The sequence below is a fragment of the Ruegeria sp. BB5 genome, assembly GCF_056539405.1.
On sequence record NZ_JBQFUX010000001.1, the window covers coordinates 987,450 to 1,004,476 of the forward strand.

At 55.4% G+C, this 17,027-nt stretch carries 17 protein-coding genes; 5 read left to right on the top strand and 12 right to left on the bottom strand.

The window, feature by feature from the left end:
- Window positions 1-49: 49 nt before the first annotated feature.
- Window positions 50-925 carry a translation elongation factor Ts gene (tsf, locus tag ACR0DL_RS04905; RefSeq protein ID WP_170348704.1) on the top strand — a complete coding sequence of 292 codons (876 nt, stop codon included), beginning with the start codon at window positions 50-52 and terminating at the stop codon, window positions 923-925.
- Between the two features lie 386 nt (window positions 926-1,311).
- On the opposite strand, the gene ACR0DL_RS04910 is transcribed toward tsf, so the two are convergent.
- The 3 genes from ACR0DL_RS04910 to ACR0DL_RS04920 form a co-directional block, all read right to left on the bottom strand.
- On the bottom strand, window positions 1,312-2,067 hold the full coding sequence (locus ACR0DL_RS04910) for a helix-turn-helix transcriptional regulator (RefSeq protein ID WP_170348705.1): 756 nt from the start codon (window positions 2,065-2,067) through the stop codon (window positions 1,312-1,314).
- Window positions 2,064-2,513, bottom strand: coding sequence for a type II 3-dehydroquinate dehydratase (gene aroQ, locus ACR0DL_RS04915; protein ID WP_170348706.1), 450 nt, complete (start codon window positions 2,511-2,513; stop codon window positions 2,064-2,066). The genes ACR0DL_RS04910 and aroQ overlap by 4 nt, the downstream gene beginning before the upstream one ends.
- 93 nt (window positions 2,514-2,606) lie before the next feature.
- The gene (locus tag ACR0DL_RS04920; protein WP_480687870.1) at window positions 2,607-3,620 is read right to left on the bottom strand and encodes an NADPH:quinone oxidoreductase family protein; all 1,014 of its coding nucleotides are present in this window, start codon (window positions 3,618-3,620) and stop codon (window positions 2,607-2,609) included.
- Window positions 3,621-3,737: 117 nt separating this feature from the next.
- Here ACR0DL_RS04920 and ACR0DL_RS04925 point away from each other — a divergent pair, with 117 nt between their 5' ends.
- Window positions 3,738-4,556, top strand: a complete 819-nt coding sequence (locus ACR0DL_RS04925) for an SDR family oxidoreductase (RefSeq protein ID WP_480687872.1) — start codon at window positions 3,738-3,740, stop codon at window positions 4,554-4,556.
- A gap of 14 nt (window positions 4,557-4,570) precedes the next feature.
- On the top strand, window positions 4,571-5,593 hold the full coding sequence (locus ACR0DL_RS04930; protein ID WP_480687874.1) for a phosphotransferase family protein: 1,023 nt from the start codon (window positions 4,571-4,573) through the stop codon (window positions 5,591-5,593).
- Here the strand turns inward: ACR0DL_RS04930 and ACR0DL_RS04935 are convergent.
- Complete coding sequence (locus tag ACR0DL_RS04935; protein WP_480687876.1) at window positions 5,590-6,195, bottom strand: DsbA family protein; 606 nt, start codon at window positions 6,193-6,195, stop codon at window positions 5,590-5,592. The two genes, ACR0DL_RS04930 and ACR0DL_RS04935, sit on opposite strands and share 4 nt — an antisense overlap.
- Before the next feature lie 164 nt (window positions 6,196-6,359).
- On the opposite strand from ACR0DL_RS04935, the gene ACR0DL_RS04940 reads away from it, so the two are divergent.
- Together ACR0DL_RS04940 and ACR0DL_RS04945 are read left to right on the top strand one after the other, a co-directional pair.
- On the top strand, window positions 6,360-7,580 hold the full coding sequence (locus tag ACR0DL_RS04940) for a serine hydrolase domain-containing protein (protein WP_480687878.1): 1,221 nt from the start codon (window positions 6,360-6,362) through the stop codon (window positions 7,578-7,580).
- Between the two features lie 48 nt (window positions 7,581-7,628).
- Entirely contained in the window at window positions 7,629-8,498 is an 870-nt protein-coding gene (locus ACR0DL_RS04945) for an acyl-CoA thioesterase (RefSeq protein ID WP_480687880.1), read from the top strand.
- Here the strand turns inward: ACR0DL_RS04945 and ACR0DL_RS04950 are convergent.
- The 8 genes from ACR0DL_RS04950 to ACR0DL_RS04985 all read right to left on the bottom strand — a co-directional run bounded on the left by ACR0DL_RS04950 (window position 8,495) and on the right by ACR0DL_RS04985 (window position 16,901).
- Entirely contained in the window at window positions 8,495-9,262 is a 768-nt protein-coding gene (locus ACR0DL_RS04950; protein ID WP_480636648.1) for an SDR family oxidoreductase, read from the bottom strand. The two genes, ACR0DL_RS04945 and ACR0DL_RS04950, sit on opposite strands and share 4 nt — an antisense overlap.
- A gap of 112 nt (window positions 9,263-9,374) precedes the next feature.
- A complete protein-coding gene (locus ACR0DL_RS04955) occupies window positions 9,375-10,604 on the bottom strand; it encodes an acyl-CoA dehydrogenase (protein WP_170394102.1) in 1,230 nt (409 codons plus the stop codon).
- Window positions 10,605-10,715: 111 nt separating this feature from the next.
- Window positions 10,716-11,405: a phosphate regulon transcriptional regulator PhoB gene (gene phoB, locus ACR0DL_RS04960; protein ID WP_170348715.1), complete on the bottom strand. Its 690-nt coding sequence runs from the start codon at window positions 11,403-11,405 to the stop codon at window positions 10,716-10,718.
- A gap of 12 nt (window positions 11,406-11,417) precedes the next feature.
- Window positions 11,418-12,119: a phosphate signaling complex protein PhoU gene (phoU, locus tag ACR0DL_RS04965; protein WP_058281268.1), complete on the bottom strand. Its 702-nt coding sequence runs from the start codon at window positions 12,117-12,119 to the stop codon at window positions 11,418-11,420.
- Window positions 12,120-12,135: 16 nt separating this feature from the next.
- Window positions 12,136-12,933 (bottom strand): phosphate ABC transporter ATP-binding protein PstB, encoded by a 798-nt coding sequence (gene pstB / locus ACR0DL_RS04970; RefSeq protein ID WP_170532963.1) that lies wholly within the window; start codon window positions 12,931-12,933, stop codon window positions 12,136-12,138.
- Window positions 12,934-12,945: 12 nt separating this feature from the next.
- Window positions 12,946-14,307, bottom strand: coding sequence for a phosphate ABC transporter permease PstA (gene pstA / locus ACR0DL_RS04975; RefSeq protein WP_480687882.1), 1,362 nt, complete (start codon window positions 14,305-14,307; stop codon window positions 12,946-12,948).
- Window positions 14,304-15,776 carry a phosphate ABC transporter permease subunit PstC gene (gene pstC / locus ACR0DL_RS04980; RefSeq protein ID WP_480687884.1) on the bottom strand — a complete coding sequence of 491 codons (1,473 nt, stop codon included), beginning with the start codon at window positions 15,774-15,776 and terminating at the stop codon, window positions 14,304-14,306. The genes pstA and pstC overlap by 4 nt, the downstream gene beginning before the upstream one ends.
- Before the next feature lie 84 nt (window positions 15,777-15,860).
- Window positions 15,861-16,901: a substrate-binding domain-containing protein gene (locus ACR0DL_RS04985; protein WP_170348719.1), complete on the bottom strand. Its 1,041-nt coding sequence runs from the start codon at window positions 16,899-16,901 to the stop codon at window positions 15,861-15,863.
- Window positions 16,902-17,027 lie beyond the last annotated feature (126 nt).

The window sequence follows — 17,027 nt, forward strand, 5'->3', positions numbered from 1 at the left end:
GGCAGGGTAGACCTGCCCCAATTCCGTTTGAATTGAGGAGAGCCAAGAGATGGCAATCACAGCAGCAATGGTTAAAGAACTGCGCGACTCGACCGGCGCAGGCATGATGGACGCGAAAAAAGCGCTGACCGAAACCGAAGGTAACATGGACGAAGCCGTTGACTGGCTGCGCACCAAGGGCCTGGCCAAGGCGGCCAAGAAATCGGGCCGTACCGCTGCAGAAGGTCTGGTCGCTGTTCACGTCAACGGTGGCAACGGTGTTGCTGTCGAAGTGAACTCGGAAACCGACTTTGTCGCGAAAAACGCCGAGTTCCAGGAAATGGTTGGCAAGATCGCATATGCCGCAGAAGGCGTCGACAATGTCGAGGCGTTGCTGGCTGCTGATCTGGGTGGCAAGAATGTTGCGGACACTCTGACCGACAAAATCGCCACCATTGGTGAGAACATGTCGGTCCGTCGTATGGCCAAGCTGTCGGGCGACACTGTTGTGTCCTATGTCCACAACGCGGCCACCAACGGCATGGGCAAAATCGGTGTTCTGGTTGCTCTGTCTGGCGGCGATGAAGCCATCGGCAAACAAGTTGCAATGCACATCGCAGCCGTGAACCCGGCGGCCCTGTCCGAGGCAGACATGGACCCGGCTGTTGTTGAAAAAGAAAAGCAGGTTCAGATGGACATTGCCCGCGAATCCGGCAAGCCGGAGCAGGTGATCGAAAAGATGATCGTTGGTCGCATGAAGAAATTCGTCGCGGAATCCACATTGCTGAACCAGTCTTTCGTTGTGAACCCTGACCTGACCGTTGAAGCAGCGGCGAAAGAGGCAGGCGCAACCATCACCGGCTTTGTCCGTCTGGAAGTTGGCGAAGGCATCGTTGTCGAAAAAGAAGACTTCGCAGCAGAAGTTGCCAAAGCCGCACAAGGCTAAAAAAGCATTCCCGAACTCTGCGGAGTTCGGGGAACCAAAGAAACCGGTCACGCAAGTCGTGGCCGGTTTTTTTAGGCCAATCAAGCCATTAGCCAATAAAAAAGGACGCATTCGCGTCCTGAACGTTTCTGAAAGGGTATGAGGGGCCCCGCATGATGGGGATGGTCGAGGCCCCTCAAAATTCCGACAAACTGACGCGGACAAATAGGCGCCTTTATGTCAGAGCGATTGGAGAGCCTTGGTATTACAAAGATCCAACCAAATGTTCCCTGGCTAAAGCCACCACTCACGGAACACTCTCACTTTGCAACCAGCCCCCCAGATTGGAAAGTCATGATTTCCTTACCTAAGGTAAATTGACGCTCCTAAGCGTCAATTCTCGGACCTTAGACCTCCATAACGAACATCTGATTCTGTAGTGACGCCTTCAGAACGGCCTGAGCGGTGGTTTCCACCGACAGTGCCTCGCGCGCCAATCGTAAATGTTTTTCGACCGTAGCCGATGTCAGCCCCATCAATAGGGCAATGTCCTGGGTGGTCTTGCCGTCACCGACCCATTGCAACGCTTCACGCTGGCGCTTGGTCAGCGCTCGGTTCGGCGCGTTATAGGGCAGGGTGAGGATTTTAAGATGCGCAACATTGTTCATCAGCAGGATATCATCACCATGCTCATCCCACATCGCATCCACTTCGTCCTGGCTGGTCGCATTTCCTGCCGAAAGGGAAATCGCCCCCTTGGAACGCATCGAAACCGAGGTGAAACTGACCGTATATCCGAACGCAACGCCGTGCTTTCGATTGAATTCCAGAACGTCCAGTTCTTGCTGTGTTAATCCGCGGTTGGACACCAAATCCTGGGCGATATTCCAACTGGCGGCACCTTCGTTGCTTAGCGCCCATTTCAACATCGGAGCATGAAAATACAGGCCACCACGCAGGAATCCATCCAGATAGGACTTTCCATGATTGGTCAGAATCACGAAATCCTCTGGATCACCCAGCGATGTCTCGGTGCGGTATTGGGTGTAGCCATAGATCAGCCGATCAAACCCGTATTCGGCCATCTGACGGCAATGGGCGTCCCAAAGCTCTTCCAAAGTTTTGGTATAGCTGAGAAAGTGCAGGTATTCGCTCAGCTTCATGCAGTCGACCCGCCTTTCAGATGCGCCGCCAATCCGTCCAGAGCCATCACATAGCCTTGCGGGCCAAAGCCACAAATCTGGCCGATCGCCACCTTCGAGATATAGGACACGTGCCGGAATTCTTCGCGGGCATGAATGTTGGACAGGTGGACCTCGATCATTGGAAGTTCAACGGACGCAATCGCATCCATCAGGGCGATTGAGGTATGCGTATAAGCACCTGCGTTCAGAACAATGCCGTCCTGATCCCCCTTGGCCGCGTGGATGGCATCAATCAGGGCACCTTCGTGGTTTGACTGAAAGCACGACACGTCCAGACCGATGGAAGATCCGTGGCTGACGCACAGATTCTCAACCATCTCCAGCGTGGTGCTTCCATAAACCTCGGGTTGTCGGGTGCCCAAAAGGTTCAGGTTCGGGCCATTCAAAATCAGAGCTTTGTGCATTATTTCACTGTTCCCATACCAGTTTCTTAAACGCGAACAGGTGGGAATGTCCACCGGCCAACGCGCGTATAGGGCGAGCGATTAAAGAAACCGTCAATCATGCTCAGCCCTTGCAGGCATTGTCACCACGATTTTACCAAGGGCAGAACGGTTGGCCAGATGAGTCAGAGCTTTGGAGGCAAGGTCGAACGGATACTTGGCGCTGATCCGCGGTTTTATACGAGCATCGACGTATAACTTGAACAAATCACTCACATTTTTTGAATGCCCTACAGGATCGCGCAGCACCGATGCGCCCCAAAAAACCCCTACAATTTGGCAGCTTTTTAGCAATGGCAGGTTCAGAGGTATTTTGGGAATGCCCGCCGGGAAACCTATCACAAGATATCGCCCGGCCCAGGCCATACTACGCAGCGCAGGTTCCGCATAATCTCCACCTACAGCATCATAAACGACATTTACACCTAACGGCCCTGCCAAATCTTTGATTCCCGATGAGAATTCTTTTTGTGCCTCTTTGTTCATCTCACGGGAGTAGATAAGCGTTTCATCCGCCCCCAAATCTCGGCAAAAATCCGCTTTGTCGGGCGAGGAGACTGCGGCGATCACACGTGCGCCCATGGCCTTGCCCAACTCGATCGCGGCAGACCCTACCCCTCCGGCAGCGCCCAGGACCAACAGGGTTTCCCCGGGCTGCAGGGCAGCGCGGTCTTTCAACGCGTGATAAGACGTGCCGTAGGTAAAGACAAAGCAGGCCGCATCCTCGTATGGCATTGAGCCTGGGAATTTAATAGCGGTTGCAGCAGGGATTGCTAGATGTGTTGAAAACCCGCCATGCCCGGTCAGCGCCAGAACACGGTCTCCAACGTTGAAACCGGTCACACCTTCGCCAATGGCCAGAACGTCCCCGGCGATTTCACCGCCCGGCGCAAAAGGGCGGGGTGGCTTGATCTGATAGAGGTCCTGAATGATCAGTGTGTCGGGGAAGTTAACGCCTGCGGCCCTAACCCCGATCAGCAATTCGCCTTTACCCGGTACTGGATCAGGCAGGCTGGTCAGCTCTAGTGTATCTGGCCCGCCCGGCGCGACGCTGAGTAAAGCTTGCATATTAATCCCGTTATCCCTGTTATTCGGATATGAGGAGCTTTGGCGCGGACCAATGAGTTGTCAAGAAATCAACCATTTCCCAGACGTGCCTATAGCCACTTTACCGAGGAGCAGACCATGACCCCCGACACGTTATTCTCATTGCAAGGCAAAACCGCACTGGTCACCGGTGGCGCAACAGGCATCGGGCGAATGGCGGCCGAGGCATTGGTGCGGGCAGGGGCGCGTGTTCTGATCGCATCCCGCAAGGCAGACGCCTGCGAAGCCGTTGCGGCTGAGCTGAACGCTTTGGATGCGCCCGGTCATGCCGAAGGGTTCGGCGGAGATGTTGCAACCAAAGATGGAATCGCGGCGCTTGTATCCGAGGTTAACAAGCGAACAGATCGCCTTAATATCCTAATGAATAATGCAGGCGTAACCTGGGGTGCGCCTATGGGACAATTCCCACATGAGGCCTGGGACAAGGTTATGTCGGTAAATGTCGCGGGTTTGTTCGAGCTGACCCAAAAACTGTTGCCGATGCTGATGCAGTCTGGCTTAGTTGACGACCCGGCGCGAGTGGTCAATGTCGGTTCGGTCATGGGTGAGGTGCCGATGGGCGATGGGGCCTATAGCTACTCGGCTTCGAAAGCGGCAGTGCTGCACCTGACCAAGATCATGGCCAAGGAGTTTTCGCCCTACCACATCACGGTCAACGCGCTGGCACCGGGGCCGTTCGTCTCGAAGATGACTGCCTTTGCCACGGCCGATGAAGAGACACGCGAAAGGGTTGGTAACTCGGTTCCTTTGGGTCGGGTTGGGCGTGATGAGGATATTGCCGGCTGTATGCTGTTCCTATGCGGTCGTGGCGGCAGCTATGTCACCGGTGCAGTGATCCCGGTGTCCGGTGGGATCAACGTCGAGACGGCCGGGAACATATTTGCCGAAGCTTTGTGAGGATTCAGGCGTAGATGGACAGCACGAGTTTCAATCTGGCAGCTGTGGATGCGTACCTCAAGTCGCATCTTCCGGGCTATTGTGGGCCGTTGCAGGCGAGAAAGTTTGCGATAGGGCAATCCAATCCGACCTTTTTGCTGAAGACCCCCGATCAGTCTTATGTTCTGCGTCGCAAGCCTCCGGGTGCGTTATTGAAATCTGCCCATGCGGTGGATCGGGAATTCCGTGTTCAAAGCGCGTTGGCCAACAGTGCCGTACCGGTCCCCAAAATGTACCTGCTGTGCGAGGATGGCGATGTCATCGGGTCGGATTTTTATGTTATGGAGCATCTGGAAGGGCGCGTATTTCTAGAACCTACATTGAGCGGGGAAACCGATGCCACCCGCTCCGCCGTGCTGGATGAAGTGAACCGTGTACTGGCCGACCTCCACGAGGTGGATATCGATGCCGCCGGACTATCTGACTATGGCCCGCCCGGAAACTACTTTGAACGCCAGATTGCGCGCTGGATCAAACAGTACCGCGCCTCTGAGACCGCAAATATCCCCGAGATGGATGCGCTGATGACCGCCCTTGAAGGTTCGATACCCGCAGATGACGGCCAAAGAACGCTGGTGCATGGTGATTACCGTATCGACAATCTGATGTTTGAGAAAGACGGCACACAGTGCATCGGGGTTCTGGATTGGGAATTGTCGACGATCGGGCATCCGTATGCAGATTTGGCGGCAGTGATCATGCAGTGGCAGATGCCGCCGGGTGCCGAGGGCAGGGGGCTGGCCGGAATTGATCGGGCAAGTCTAGGCCTGCCCTCAGATCAGGCATTTATCGATCAGTATTGCCAGCGTCGTGGCTTTTCCGGGATCGACAATTTCGGGTTTTATCTAGCCTTTAACTTCTTTCGTATGGCCGCGATTTTGCAGGGGGTCTTCAAACGCGCGCAGGACGGAAATGCTTCCGACCCGGAACGGGCGATGATACTTGGTTCGTATGTTCCAATATTCGCACGACACGGGCTGGACGCCATAGAAGGCTAAGGGGTCTTTGACAGCTCCAACCCTAGATTTCCCAGACTATTCTTGCCAAAGAACATTTCGGACCCCGCAAACATGCTGGGAACGCCGAACACACCGCGTTTTACGGCGGCCTTGGTCTGGTCTTTCAGTTGTTGCTTGATATCGACGCTGGTCATCGCCTCGCGTATTTTACGCGCTGGCAGATCGTTCTCTTGCATGATTTCCGACAGAACACCCAGTTCATCGACCTTCTGACCATGCACCCAAATCGCATCGAAAACAGCGTTCATATATTTGTCTTCCCAGGGTTTTCCGGACGCAAGCACAGCCCCACGCATGGCAAATTTGGTGTTAATCGGAAAATGAGGACTCATGTGAAAGCTCAGGCCCCGAGTGCGCGCAAATCGATGCAGATCATGAGTCAGATAGGCCGATTTCTGACGGTTTTCCGAAAAGGCCTGAAACGGGCTTTGGTTGTTTGTCACCTTGAAAACCGTCGACAGCAGGACCGGCACATTGTTCACCTGCACACCGTGTTCGCCTGCCAAGTCCGGCAAGGTCTTAAACGCCAAAAATGCATTGGGACTGCAAAAATCATAAACGAAATCTATATGTTGCGCCATGTTGCTCCTCCGAGAATTTGAACACTAGAAATGAACCAACTCGTGACAAGCGAATCCGCTACGACCCTAGTGTAACAGGCTTGCAGTCCGTGTGGTCGATTTCCCTGTCAATTCAGCACGTAAGCCCGCAAGATCGCGCCCATGTACCAAAGGGTTAATCATCAATGACAAACTTCGACGCGAACCGCTTGAGCCGCATTGCCGACTGGATGCAGCGTTATGTCGATGAGCGAAAATACGCGGGCAACTCCCTGTTGGTGAAACACAAGGGTTCCGAGGTGTTTTTCAACGCCTGCGGCAAAAGAAGCGTTGAAGATGATCTGGATTTTCAGCGCGATACAGTTGTGCGCATTTATTCAATGACCAAACCGATCACCACTGTCGCTCTGATGATGCTGGCCGAGCGGGGTTTGTTTCACCTCGATGCGCAACTATCAGAATTTCTGCCAGAATATTCCAAAATGCAGGCACTGATTCCGGGGGCCGCGCGGTTAGATCAAACCGAAGACGCACCTACGCCGACGCTGCATCAACTCCTGACGCATACAAGTGGGTTCAGCTATCCCTTCAACCCCGGAGTGCTGCCGCTAGCGATGGATGAACAGGACCTTATGTTCAAACCAGATCAAGGTCTTCTAGCCGATCGCGTCCGCGACCTCGCTGCTCTGCCTTTGGCATTTCAACCGGGCACTCGCTGGGAATATTCCGTGGGCATCGACGTAATTGGTCGCGTGATCGAGGTTGTTTCGGGCCAAACTCTGGACCAGTTTTTCGCGACGGAAATTCTTGAACCGCTTGAAATGAAGGACACCCGGTTTTCAGTACAGAAAGGAGCAGGGGATCGATTTGCGTCGCTGTACACTCCGTTGGCCGGGGACGCGATGGCATTGAATTCAGCAGAAACCGGCGCCGAGACCCTGAGGCTGGTTGATCAGGCCAAAGGTTCTCCGTTCGAGAACGCCACGACCTTTTCGGGTGGTGGTGGCTTGGTTGGCACGATTGACGACTATTCACGGTTTGCGGAGATGTTGCGAAATCGCGGGCAGGGCGCGGGACACCGCATTTTAGGTCCCAAAACTGTGGACTACATGATGCGCAACCATTTGCCAGGCGACATCGCCGCGATGGGTCCGCAAAGTTTCGCAGAACAGCCCATGGAGGGTACCGGATTCGGCTTGGGCGGTGCTGTGGTGATAAACCCCGGTCGAACCCGAGTGCCAGGCTCATTGGGGGATTTTGGCTGGGGCGGCATGGCGTCGACATACTTTTGGATCGACCGGGTCAACGACCTGACCACAGTCTTCTTCACCCAGTTGTCACCCTCCAGTTCATACCCATCGCGGGCAGAGCTAAAGGCACTTGTCCTCTCGGCATTGATTGAATGACGTTCTGACCGCTGATACCCAAGACTTAAAACACCCGGAGACCGCAACATGACCGAAGCAGAACGTATCCTTCTGGACCTTTTGGACATCGAAAGGCTTGAGGTTGATCTGTTCCGTGGCACAGGATCCGGAGGTGAAACACCAACACGCATATTCGGAGGTCAGGTGATCGCTCAGGCCCTAGCAGCGGCTTATCGAACTGTCGAAGATCGCCTGTGCCACTCACTGCACGCTTATTTCATTCGCGCTGGTGATCCATCTATTCCTGTTATTTATCAAGTTGATAGAGCGCGTGATGGAGGTTCCATGACCACACGTCGCGTCGTTGCGATCCAACATGGCAAACAAATCCTCAACATGTCAGCTTCGTTTCATGTTCAGGACGAAGGATGGGATCACCAGCACGCCATGCCGCAGACCAAAGCACCCGAAGCTTATCCGGCCCGCGAGGAATTGCGCCAAAGATACGTGGACCAGGTTCCCGAAAAATTACGCGACGAACTGCTGCGAGAACGTCCAATCGAGGTGCGCGAAGTGGATCACCAAAATCCATTTTCCCCCAAAAAATCAGACGACCGAAACCAGATCTGGTTTCGCATGAAAGCTGCCGCCGGAACTGATCCGGTGACGCAGCATCTGATTCTGGCTTATGCGTCTGACATGTACCTGATGACGTCCGGCCTGCGCCCGCATGGGCTTAGTTGGTTTGCCGGAGACGTCAACGGAGCAAGCCTAGATCACGCTTTGTGGTTCCACGCGCCGATACATTTCGAAAACTGGCATCTATACGCAATGGATTCTCCCTGGAGCGGGCAGGGACGTAATTTCAATCGTGGGTCCATTTATGCCCAAGACGGCACACTGGTCGCTTCGGTGGCGCAAGAAGGTTTGATGCGCAAGGTGCGGCACAAACCTTAGGTGTCTTCGATAAACCGCTGATTTAGCTTTTGCATTCCGGACAGCCAGCGATCGTAGTCACCAGCTTTAAGTTGCATGTAATCCCGAACCTCGGGATGCGGCAGGACCAGAAATTGCTCGGACTGAATAGCTGAAAGACAGGCATCAGCCACTTCTTCAGGCTCTAACATGCCGTCTATTGCAGCGACCGAAGTTTCATGCCCGCGCGTCATTTCGGAGCGAACCGCCTGTGGGCATAGAACGGACACACGCAAACCTTTCTGGCCGTATGTAATTGACAGCCACTCGGCAAATCCGACTGCCGCATGCTTTGTGACGGCATACGGTGCGGCGCCTGGTTGATTTAGCAAGCCAGCCGCAGACGCCGTGATCATGATATAACCACCGCCACGCGCAACCATACGCGGCACCATATGGCGCGCGGTCCAGACGTGGGACATGACATTGATCTTCCAGATGCGATCCCAATCCTGGTCATGAACATCCAGACCGCCAAGTGTGAGAATACCGGCATTGGCACAGAAAAGATCAATGGGTCCAATTTCGTTTTCAACAGTGTTGATCAGAGTTTTGATATCGTCTTCGCTCGACACATCGCATGCCAGCCCGTGACCTCCGATTTGTGAGGCCACGGATTTTGCGCCGCGCTGGTCGATGTCTGAACAGACAACAGTGGCACCGTCTTTGGCGAACCGCTCAGCCAGACCTTTGCCAATACCCTGAGCGGCACCGGTGACAACCACAGTTTTTCCGCGCAGTTCCATTCAGCTTATTCAAACGACGGTTCAGTGAACCGTCGTAATCCATTGTTAAAATGGTGTGATTTGCATATTAGGCATATCATCTTTTTACCATAATACCAATTACACGCTAACTTTAATAGAATGCCTGCAACCCGGTTTGAGCCCGCCCCAGGATCAGCGCATGCACATCATGGGTCCCTTCATAGGTATTCACAGTCTCAAGATTGACCATGTGGCGAATGACATGGAACTCCAGCGAGATACCGTTACCGCCGTGCATATCCCGCGACATCCGAGCGATATCCAGTGCTTTACCACAGTTGTTGCGCTTGACGATCGAAATCATCTCGGGTGCGGCGTTCGCCTCATCCATCAGACGGCCAACACGCAGGCTTGCCTGCAAGCCCAATGAGATTTCGGTCTGCATGTCTGCCAGCTTGCGTTGAAACAACTGCGTCTGCGCTAGCGGACGATTGAATTGTTTTCGATCCAACCCGTATTCGCGCGCGGCGTGCCAGCAGTTTTCAGCCGCCCCCATCACGCCCCAGCTGATGCCATAACGCGCACGATTCAAACAGCCAAACGGACCTTTCAGCCCCTGAACGTGCGGCAACAGCGCGTTTTCGTCGACCTCGACGCCGTCCAAAACGATTTCGCCGGTGATCGACGCCCGTAGGCTCAGCTTGTTCTGAATTTTCGGAGCGCTCAGTCCCTTAAGACCTTTGTCCAAGACAAAGCCACGGATCTTTCCGTCATGGGCGTCTGACTTGGCCCAAATCACAAACACATCCGCAATCGGAGAGTTCGAGATCCACATCTTGCTGCCGGTCAAACGGTATCCGCCGTCTATTTTCTCGGCCCGGGTTTTCATACCGGCCGGATCCGATCCTGCATCAGCCTCGGTCAGACCGAAACACCCGATCCATTCACCGCTGGCCAGTTTCGGCAGGTATTTCCGGCGCTGTTCTTCGCTGCCATAGGCATAAATTGGGTACATCACCAATGAGCTTTGCACCGACATCATCGAGCGATAGCCCGAATCTACACGCTCGACTTCGCGCGCGACCAGACCGTAGGACACGTACCCTGCCCCCAGTCCGCCGTATTCCTCGGGGATCGTGGTGCCCAGCAGGCCCATTTCACCCATTTCGCGGAAAATCTCGGGGTCGGTTTCTTCGTTCTGATAGGCCTTGGTCACCCTTGGTTGCAGCTTTTCCTGCGCATAAGCGTTGGCGCTGGCGGCGATCATACGTTCGTCTTCCGTCAGTTGATCGGACAAACGAAAAGGATCATCCCATGTGAATTTACCCATATCAGGCGCATCTTTGGCGCGCAGAGTTGGCTTGGTGTCAGGGGCGTTCATGGTGCTTCTCCGCTCAATCAGCTTCGCGGCAAACTAACCCGGCCTTTCAGCAAAAGACAGTAAGAGTTTGGCATCTGACTATGAGCAAAACTCATACCCCTGCCCCGACCTTCAACCCAGAGCGTAACCGGCGCCGCGAACGGTTCGAACCGGGTCCTTGCCGCCATGCTGCGTCAGTGCTTTTCGCAACCGACCGATATGGACGTCTACGGTGCGCGTATCGACATAGATATCGCGGCCCCAAACCCGGTCAAGCAGTTGCTCGCGGCTCCAGACGCGGCCGGGTTTTTCCATGAATGTGCTCAGCAGGCGAAACTCGGTCGGGCCAAGCTTTAATGGTTTGCTGTTACGGCTCACCTTGTGCGTTTCCGCGTCCAGAATGATGTCGTCAAATTCAAGACGTATACCAACAGTTGCCGGGCGGACCCGGCGCAATTGCGTGCGCACCCGCGCCATTAGTTCTACCACCGAATACGGTTTGACAACGTAATCATCTGCGCCGGTTTCCAGACCGCGTACCTTGTCGATCTCTTCCGTACGCGCCGACAGCATGATGATCGGAATTGCGCGTGTATCAGGGCGCATTTTAAGACGGCGACAGACCTCAATCCCGCTGAGATTCGGCATCATCCAATCCAACACGATGATGTCAGGCTGTTCCTCATCGACCAACAGCATGGCTTCGTCGCCATTGGCGGCCTTGGATACGCGGAACCCTTCAGCTTCGAGGTTATAGGCCAGCACTTCACGCTGGGCCGGTTCATCCTCGACCACCAGAACGGTTGGTTGATCAGCGGACATTCGTCTGAACTCCTAGGCGGATTGAGAGGTAATATCGGCTTTCGGGCGCGCCTCGGTCGGGCGCTCACCGGTGACGAAATACACGACCTGTTCGGCAATCGCGGTGACGTGGTCACCCATACGCTCGATGTTCTTGGCGATGAAATGCAGGTGCATACAGGACGAGATATTGCGCGGGTCCTCAGCCATGAAAGTCAGCAATTCGCGGAACAGACCGTTATACATCTGGTCGACCTCTTCATCGCGGTCGATCACTTCGGCGGCCAGTTCGGCATCACGCTGAATATATGCGTCCAGTGCGTCGCGCAGCATGCGTTCAACCTCGCGTGCCATACGACGCAAGGCAGCCGCGCTGCCGTTGATATCCCCCCCACTGGCTAGAACCGTGGTGCGCTTGGCGATGTTTTTGGAATAGTCGCCGATGCGTTCCAGGTTGGCAGATACCTTCAGAACTGACAGCACCAGACGTAAATCGCTGGCGGTCGGCGCACGCAGCGCGATCAGGCGGGCGGTTTCTTCGTTGATCAACTCTTCCAGAGCGTCGATGGCCTTGTCACCCTGACGGACCTGCTGGGCCAGTTCCTCGTCTCGTGTTTCAAGGGACCGGGCCGAGTTCATGATGGCGGCTTCGACCAGACCGCCCATCTTCATGATATGGGCCTGAATGGCTTCTAGGTCGCGGTCGAAGGCGGATGCAATATGTTGTTCGCTCATATCTGAATACCTGTGTTCAGCCGATCCGGCCGGTGATGTAGCTTTCCGTGCGGGGGTCGACGGGATTGGTAAAGATTTGCCCGGTTTCCCCAAATTCCACCAGATTGCCCAGATGGAAAAACGCGGTCTTCTGGCTGACCCGCGCGGCCTGCTGCATCGAGTGTGTGACGATCACCACTGAATAGCGCGCGCGCAGGTCGTCGATCAGTTCTTCCACCTGAGCGGTTGCAATCGGGTCCAGGGCTGAGCATGGTTCATCCATCAGCAGAACCTCGGGCTCCGTCGCCACAGCGCGGGCGATACACAGCCGCTGTTGTTGACCGCCGGACAGACCGGTGCCAGGGGCGTCCAGGCGGTCCTTGACCTCGTCCCAGATCGCACCGCGGCGCAGGGATTTTTCCACGATTTCATCCAGTTCCGCCTTGTTCTTCGCAAGACCGTGAATGCGCGGACCGTAGGCCACGTTGTCATAGATCGACTTGGGGAACGGATTGGGTTTCTGAAACACCATGCCCACTTTTGCACGCAGTTGTACTGGGTCGACGCGCTTGTCATAGATATCCTCGCCATCCAGCAGGATATCGCCCTGCACCCGGCAAATGTCGATCGTGTCGTTCATCCGGTTCAAGCACCGCAGAAAGGTGGACTTGCCGCAGCCCGACGGCCCGATGAATGCCGTGACGGTTTTGTCCTCGATTTCAACATTCACGTCTTTGATGGCGTGCGTATCGCCGTAATGGACCTGAACGTTATTCGCGGCGATCTTGATGTTTTTGGAGTCCACGTTTCTCTCCACATTTGTCATCTGGTTCATCTTGGGCCCCTTTTACCAGCGGCGTTCAAAGCGGCGGCGCAGAAGTACCGCGATGGTGTTCATTGTCACAAGGAAGATCAACAGAATGATGATGCCCCCCCATGCGCGTTCATAAAAGGCCGGGTCGGCGCGCTTGGACCATTCATAGATCTGCGCCGGCATGGCCGAGTTTGGCGACAGGAAACCAGCGACGATGCCATCCGGTGGGTTCGAGGCGATAAAGCCCACCATTCCGATCAGCAGTAGGGGTGCGGTTTCCCCCAGCGCCTGCGCCAGGCCGATGATCGTGCCAGTCAAGATGCCGGGCGCGGCCAAAGGCAGAACGTGATGGAACACCGCCTGCATTTTCGAGGCCCCTACCCCCAACGCTGCATCACGGATCGACGGCGGAACCGCCTTCAGCGACGCGCGGGTCGATATGATGATCGTCGGCAAGGTCATCAGCGTCAGCACCAGACCACCGACCAGCGGAGCGGATGTCGGCAGGTGCATATAGTTGATGAACACGGCCAGACCCAGAATACCAAACACGATGGACGGCACGGCAGCGAGGTTCGAAATGTTTACCTCAATGATATCAGTCAGTCGGTTCTGCGGTGCGAATTCCTCAAGATAGATTGAGGCCGCAACGCCAATCGGAAGCGCTAGCGCAAGCACCACAAACATCATGAACAGCGAACCCAGCATCGATACACCGATCCCCGCAGCCTCGGGCCGCTGATCAGATGCGTCCGAGCCAAAGATGAAATCAGGGTTGAAAGCTTTGTACAGCACGCCCGCATCCCGCAACTGATCAACGAAATCAAGTTGTTCGACCGTGATGCTCTTATCGTTGGCAATCGACTCACGTGTGACACGGCCCTTCAAATAGCCATCGACGCGGCTGTTGGTCAAAAAGCGGAAACTGACCGTTTTGCCGATCTCATCTGGGTTGGCGATGACGTAATTGCGCAGCTCGGCTTGCGCTGCCTTGGACAGGGTTTTACCCATTGCCTTGGGTTTCAGATCGGTCTGAATGCCCAGCTCTTGAACTTCGGCTTCCAGAGCCGATGCAATAAGGGGCGCGTAACCGAAGGTCGAAACCTTCTTGATGTCCTCAATATTGCGGTTGCCCTTCTTATCAAGCTTGTCGGCCTTTAGCTCGACATTCAGTTCAAGATAGGTCTGCTGGAAGGCCCCTGTCCCAGCGGTCACAATATTCGTGACCAGCACGACCAGCATCAGCAACCCGATACCGATTGCGGCGACACCGTACATCTTGAACCGACTTTCAGCCGCATTGCGCCGCTTGGTGCGCGCGTCCTTTTCAAACAGCGAACCGCCCTTGGGTTTCGCCGCAGGAGCAGCGCCAGGTGTTTGGGAAATATCGGTCATTCGTACTGCTCCCGGTATTTGCGTACGATGTAGAGGGCAAAGATGTTCAGCCCCAGCGTAATGATGAACAGTGTCAGACCCAGTGCGAAGGCCACCAGAGTCTCGGGGCTGGCAAAGTCGGTGTCGCCGGTCAGCTGGCTGACGATCCGGGTTGTAATGGTGGTCATTGCCTCGAACGGGTTGCCCGAGAATTTGGCGATTGCACCGGCGGCCATCACCACGATCATCGTCTCACCAATGGCGCGGCTGGCGGCCAACAGGATCGCGCCCACGATCCCCGGCAGCGCGGCGGGCAGAACCACCTGACGCACGGTTTCAGATTTCGTCGCGCCCAGTCCAAGCGAGCCATCCCGGATCGACTGTGGCACCGCGTTGATGATGTCATCAGACAGCGATGAGACAAACGGGATCAGCATGATGCCCATCACCAAACCAGCGGTCAGAACGGCATTGGAACTTGCCATCCACCCCAGCCCCAACGCGCCGCCATTTCCGAACTGGGACACCAGCGCAGGCCCCACGGTCAGCAAGGCAAACAGGCCGTAAACGATAGTTGGAATACCCGCGAGGATTTCCAGCAAAGGTTTCGCGACCGACCGCGTCACGGTCGAGGCGTATTCTGACAGATACACAGCCGCAAACAGGCCAATCGGCACCGCCACCAACAGGGCAATCACCGAGATATAGAGCGTACCCCACAAAAGCGGCAGGATCGACAGCTCACTCCCACCGCGGAAATTCGGGGCCCAGGTGCTGCCGAAGAAAAAGTCTTTCCACGAGTGCAGTTGGAAGAAGTTCAGCGTCTCGAAGAACATCGACAAGACGATGCCTACGGTGGTCAGAATAGCAATCGACGCGGCCAGTAGCAGCAAGGCCAGAACGCCTTGCTCGACCACGTTGCGGGCGCGGAATTCCTTATTCGTGCGAACGTAAGCAAAGGCCGCACCCAACAAGGCCAGCGCCAGCACTACGACCTGCATCGCCACAGACCCGCTGCTGGTCATGCTGCGGTATTTCTGAGCGGCCATCAAGATTGGTTGGGTGATATCTTGCGTCAGAACCTGGCCCGCGTCCTTCAGAGCCGCGGTCAGTGTGTCAATATCCGCATTCGCGTTCTGCGCTTGTGCCTCGGTCATCGTGCCAGCGGCAACAGCACCGTTCAGGCCGTCAGCCACGCGGCGCACCTCGCTCATAACAAGGCCGCGATCCGACCCTTCGTCGATCGCGTTGTCAGGGATCAAACCGGATATTGCGTTGTCGATGATCATTGGCTGCACCAAAAGCCAGATGATCAGTACGCCCAAGGCCGGTACAAGCGCCGTAAAGGCAACATTGTAGCCGTAATAAGACGGCAACGAATGCAGTTCGCGGGCGTTACCCCCCGCGCTAGCCAGGGCTCGGGAACGGCCCGTGAAATATCCGATCACTGCCAGCGCAAGCAGGATTAGCAACAGCCAGGATAACGCCATGAGAACTCCGTGAGGATGGCAGTGAGTGGAGTCAAAAAGAACCGGGGCGTGAAGGAAACGCCCCGGTTCGGTTTTCGATATGGATTAGGAACCACCGCCCAGAACGGCTTCGTTTGCAACAGTTTCCTGAACCTTGCCCAGCTCCGGGTCAGAGACCAGGCCGTACTCGGCCAGCGGGCCATCGGGGCCTGCAATCTCATCCGCGACAAAGAACTCAGCATATTCCTTCAGGCCGGGAACCACGCCGATATGCGCTTTCTTCACGTAGAAGAACAGCGGGCGCGACACCGGGTATTCGCCCGATGCGATGGATTCGGTCGACGGAACAACGTCTGACATGGTCGCAACCTGCAGCTTGTCAGTGTTGTTTTCGTAGAACGCCAGACCAAAGACGCCGATGCCGTCCTTATTGCTATCGATGCGTGCCAGGGTCTCGGTATAGTCGCCGTCGATGTCGACCGAAACGCCGTCGGTGCGCAGAGCGATACAGGCTTTCTCAGCCGCCTTTTTGTCGTCGCCGTTGGCAGCTTTGTAGACGTCAAAGTCGCCCAGATGCTCACAACCAGCCAGGATCACCTTATCTTCGAACACTTCACGGGTGCCGTGCTTGGTGCCCGGGATGAAGGCTGCGATGGGTTGCGCCGGGAAATCCGGGTTCACGTCGGCCCAGGTTTTGTTCGGGTTGTCGACCAACTCGCCGTCCACAACGATCTGCGCGGACAGGGCTTTGTACCAATCTTCCGGCGTGAACTCGAACGTGTTGCCGTTAATGTCCGAGGCGAACACAATGCCATCATAACCGATCTGCACTTCAATGATGTCGGTCACACCGTTTTCGGCACAGGCTTTGATCTCTTTTTCACGGATCGCGCGCGATGCGTTTGCCACGTCGATGGTGTTTTCGCCAACACCTTCGCAGAACCGCTTGAGGCCCGCAGACGAACCACCCGACTCGACAACTGGTGTCGGGAAGTCAAAGTTTTCACCGAAGGCTTCTGCAACGATCGAAGCATAGGGCAGCACGGTCGAAGAACCCGCAACCTGAACCTGGTCACGCGCAGCAGCAGCGGTGGCCGATACGGCAGCGATAGCAAGCGCCGAAGCCGACAGTTTTACAAAGGACATTCCAGTCTCCTTGATCATATCAGTTTGTGATCATCCCCATGATGATCTTGCGCCAACGTCTAAAAGTCGCGCGTAAGCCTTTTGTGACAGGTATGTAACAGCTTTATGACAGATCGCATGAAAACA